The sequence below is a fragment of the Pseudomonas sp. P4_C3 genome (assembly GCF_056402075.1).
In genome coordinates this window covers 1-4,126 of sequence record NZ_JBFUIC010000341.1, presented here as the reverse complement: position 1 = coordinate 4,126, position 4,126 = coordinate 1, and the positions used below count along the sequence as shown (strand labels likewise).

The following is a 4,126-nucleotide window of genomic DNA, read 5'->3' as shown; positions in this document are numbered from 1 at the left end:
AAATCACACTGAACTGATGATGGAGGTTGTTTTATGCCGAAATTACTGGGTAAAAGGCCACTGGCTATTTTGTGTCTCATGTCTTTTTTCACCGTGAACGCTGCACAAGCTGCGCAGGAGGGGGTTGTTCGTCACCGCGTCGCTAACTCAACTATTCCTGTCGCCGCTGCCGTTGAAGTACCTGGTTCCTTTTCAACGATATACCTGTCGGGGAAGCTTCCTCCGGTGCAAGATCCTCGCCAGAGTATCACTAGCCCGCTCGCTTATGGTGGGGACACAAAAGGGCAGACGATTGCAGTTTTTAAAGCGATAGAGAAAAGTCTGAACGATATTGGGCTGGGACTGGGCGATGTGGTCAAACTACAAGTGTTTTTGGTGGGTGACCCGGCCAAGAATAACAAAATGGATATGGAGGGCTTCATGGAAGGTTATGCGCAGTTTTTCGGAACAAAAAATCAGCCCAATGTACCCGCTCGCTCCGTCCTGAAAATTGCTGGGTTACCCAATGACGCGTGGCGAGTAGAGATCGAAGCGGTGGCTTTGCGCCAAAAGACCTTGTAAATAGCGAAACATATAAGCCTTGAGTGTGAAAAAGTGCGTATTGGTCATTGGAGGGAGTCGCGGAATAGGTTTTGCGGTGGCACAATATTTTGCATCTCGTGGCATGGGCTTGATATTACTATCCAGAGATCTTGAAAGTCTAAAGCTCGCACGCTCAAGAATAGTTTCGGGCTACCCGGAAACTCTCGTAAAGACTCATGCAGTCGACATGAAGGATCCTGAGGCAATAGATAAAGAAATGGTGAAACTCCTCAGTGAGAATCCTTCTGTCGACATATTGGTTAACTCCGCGAGAGTGTTGGTGGTTGGTCAGGCTTCATCCATGCAAGCAATAAATGTTGTTTCAATGATTTTAGCGCGGGAAACGGCGCATCTATAGTTTTATGGTGTTTGGGGAACTCAGTTGTAGTTTGTGGCGACGGGAGGCGATGCGAGACGATGTCTGTCAGCTATAGTTTGTCTTGTGTCTGATGTGTGATTGCTTAGATTGGAATGTTATTTTTCATTTTGCTGATTTGCGGCGCAGCTCCGCCTTTCAGGCGGATTTTATCCGCCGCCCGTTGTAAATGTGACAAATGGCGCTTGATCTTCAGCCACCTCTTTCCAGCTGTCATCCGGATCAAAACGCTTCATCGATTTCGCCAGTTTTTCACCACTTGGCCCCAGGTCTTTCTCGAACACCTGTCCTTCATGACTGATCATGAAACTCATCACGCCGGTGTCATCGTATTTCGCCGGCCAGGCGATCAGGGCAAAGCCCCGGCTCATCTTGTCACCGATGAGGTAGCTGTAGGTGCCACCCGGCGCCGAAGGGCCCTGGCCATCAAGGATGCGGAAGCGGTAACCATGCCACTCTTCGTCGGCAATGGCTTTGCCGAATGAAGGCCCCAGCGGGCTGATCTGGCCGCTGTCGTCTTCCGCCCAGTAGAGTCCATCGTGCTTGCCGGGGGTGCTGAAGATTTTCTGCGCGTACTCGAGTGCGCCATCACCGTCTCGATCGACTGACGCATAGTCCATCTGGGCGTCGTGATAGGCCAGCACCGATTGCACCGCGGCCAGTTCGTTGCGGCCGATTTGACGGGCACGGATCTCGGCACTGCCGGCCTTCAGGTCGAAGCGCCAACCGTTCGCGTCTTTTGTCATGGGGATGGGCAGTGTCCAGTTCTTGCTGCCGACCGCCAGGACTGCCTTGCGCTCGCTGGAGTTTTCTATGTGATGTTGCTCGCGGTATTGCTGCAAAAACGCATCCACATCTTCGCGCTGCACGCCTTCACGCGGGATGTAACTGTGCCAGTCACTGCCCAGCAGCTCCGTCAGGCGTGCCTGGTCGGAGTGTTCCGTGCCCAGTGCTTCGACAAAGGCTTCCGCGGCCTTTTCTGGCGTTGGAAAGGCCTGCTGCGCCGTCGCCATGTACGACCACAACAAGCCGGCAGCTATCGCAAGGACATGAGGGAGCAAGCCCATGAGTCCCTTCACTCGAGGTTGGTTTTTCAACGACGACCCCCCCTTTGACGCGCTGGTGGATTGGACGGCCGACTGACCTGGTGACCGGCCGATCGCGCGGCACTTGGGCGTTGGGCGGATGCCTGGCTGGCCCGGCCACGATTGGCCTGGACATTGGCCTGGGACGGTGAGCGTGCGCCGGCGAAGGCGTTGTTGCGGGCACTGCCGGTACTGACGGCCGGCCGTTGATTCGCCGTTTGACGCGTCTGCGCCTGGCCCTCTCTGCGCTGATTCAGCTGAGCGCTCTGGTCCCTGGGTTGCTGATTGACTTGAGAGGCCTGTTTGCGGAGTTGCTGATTCTCCCGGGTGTTTCTGGCCGGGCCCTGGCCTCTGTCAGCCGCCTTTGGCCTGTCTGCACCGGCCTGTAGCCGATCTCCGCCCACGGTTGCGGACTGGAGTTGGCGCGTTTGATCACGGGCTTCGCGGTTGCTGGTGGCAGGTCGTTCGATACCGTGCTTGTCCATTGAGGTGCGGGCATTTTCACGGGCCTGGGCGCGTTGGGCATTGTCCCCGCGATAGGCCTCACGCTGACTGGCGCCGTTCAGTTGCCGACCGTACTGTGAGCGGCTCGCACTGTCTCGATAGGGCACGCCATTGCGGTGCACCGGGTTGTGTTGCCATTTGTTGTTGGTGATCCGGTTGTTGCCGTTGATGTTGTTGTAACGATTGACGTCGATGTCGACGTCGTTATTGCCCCAGTCACATTCACCCCACAACGATCCTACGATCGCCACACCAGCGCCAAACGCGAGTCCGGCCATCAGGGCCTGACCAGGGTAATAGGCCGGTGGCGGTGGATAGTACGCAGGCGGCGACGCCGGGTAGRGCCAGGTGCCGTAGGTGGTTGTCGGGTTATACGTGGGGACGTACACCACCTGCGGATCGGCAGGCTGAATGATGATGGTGGAGTTGCTGGCCGGGGCCGATTCAGGGGCCGGTGCCGCAGTCGTGGTCGCCGGTGCTGGCGCCGCGACATTCTGGATCGTCACGTTCTGATATTGGTTGCTCTGCAGATTGCCGGCTGCCTGTGCCTGGCGACGCAAGCGTTGCGCGCTTTCCATGACATCGTCGGGCTGCGCCAGGAAGGCATCACCCAGGCGTTGGACCCAGACGGGATCCTGTCCCAGCGTTGCCAGAACCTGCGGGAAGGCGACCAATGCCTGCACGCTCGGATCCCAGGGCTGGTTCGCCACCTGTTTGACCGCATCGTCACCCTTGGCGTCCGGGTGCGCTTTGGACCAGATGACCGCCTCGCCGACTTCCCCGGGGTAGGTGGTGGCCATCAGTACCTGTGCAAACAGTGGGTCCGGGTAAAGCGCAATGGGCGCCAGCATCTGATCCAGCTGTTCCTGGGTAAACACGGGATCTTTGGCAGGCGCGGTGACGGGCACTGTATCGGTAGCGGGTGCCGGTGCGGCGGCGGTCGCATCTGCAGTCTGTGCCAGGCAGGAAGACCCACTCAAAAACAGTACGGCTGACAACGCGTAAAAAAATGGAATGCGCATTGCACCCCCTATGTGGTCAGGCAGGCTTGAAATGAGTGAGTCGATGCAGCAGAGGTGAAAGCTGACTTTGCAAGCCACAGAGTCCAGCTTCGTTGCCGCTTCCTAAGGGTAGCAGTTCATTTCAAGAATCAAGGTTGCCTTTAAAACGGTGTCACCCTGGTCACTGGGCGCTGGCATCGCTTTCGTGTTCTTCGGCGAATGCCATGAACACCTCCAGGTCCAGCACGTCCAGCTTGATCTGGGCGATGAACGCCGAGAAAGCCAGATTGGCCGCCAGTAGACGCAGGTCAGAGGCCCAGGCCGGAAGATAGACCGGGCCCTTGAGCCAGCCGGACTCGAACAGTGGCGCCAGGCGCACGGTGTCAGCCAGGCTGAGGCGCCCGGCAAACAAATGCCCCACCAGTTCCGGCCGGTTATCGCGGATTGCAATGCGCAGCAGGGTGTGGACGCCGAGCAATCCGGTCAGGTAAGCGGCATCCTTGGTGAACGCCGAACCGCCCCGCAGGTTGGCGCCGCGAAACACCCGTTGGGTGGAGCGGAAGGACTCCTCCTGCGAC

At 57.7% G+C, this 4,126-nt stretch carries 5 protein-coding genes; 2 read left to right on the top strand and 3 right to left on the bottom strand.

The window, feature by feature from the left end:
* Window positions 1-33 precede the first annotated feature (33 nt).
* Together AC1DVH_RS27140 and AC1DVH_RS27135 are read left to right on the top strand one after the other, a co-directional pair.
* Complete coding sequence (locus AC1DVH_RS27140) at window positions 34-561, top strand: RidA family protein (protein ID WP_477756392.1); 528 nt, start codon at window positions 34-36, stop codon at window positions 559-561.
* Window positions 562-586: 25 nt separating this feature from the next.
* Window positions 587-940, top strand: a complete 354-nt coding sequence (locus AC1DVH_RS27135) for an SDR family NAD(P)-dependent oxidoreductase (protein ID WP_477756393.1) — start codon at window positions 587-589, stop codon at window positions 938-940.
* 167 nt (window positions 941-1,107) lie between these two features.
* Here AC1DVH_RS27135 and AC1DVH_RS27130 read toward each other — a convergent pair whose 3' ends face one another.
* The 3 genes from AC1DVH_RS27130 to AC1DVH_RS27120 all read right to left on the bottom strand — a co-directional run.
* Entirely contained in the window at window positions 1,108-2,025 is a 918-nt protein-coding gene (locus AC1DVH_RS27130) for a DUF2950 domain-containing protein (RefSeq protein ID WP_477756391.1), read from the bottom strand.
* A 26-nt stretch (window positions 2,026-2,051) separates the two neighbouring features.
* Window positions 2,052-3,569, bottom strand: a complete 1,518-nt coding sequence (locus AC1DVH_RS27125) for a DUF3300 domain-containing protein (protein WP_477756390.1) — start codon at window positions 3,567-3,569, stop codon at window positions 2,052-2,054.
* 160 nt (window positions 3,570-3,729) lie between these two features.
* Window positions 3,730-4,126, bottom strand: a 397-nt coding sequence (locus AC1DVH_RS27120; RefSeq protein WP_477756389.1) for a tyrosine/phenylalanine carboxypeptidase domain-containing protein, incomplete at its 5' end; no start/stop codon positions are given.

What these genes read in the sequence shown, in the direction of transcription:
- AC1DVH_RS27140 (WP_477756392.1), top strand. Translation starts at nt 34, where the DNA reads ATGCCGAAATTACTGGGTAAAAGGCCACTGGCTATTTTGTGTCTCATG.
- AC1DVH_RS27130 (WP_477756391.1), bottom strand. Translation starts at nt 2,025, where the DNA reads ATGGGCTTGCTCCCTCATGTCCTTGCGATAGCTGCCGGCTTGTTGTGG.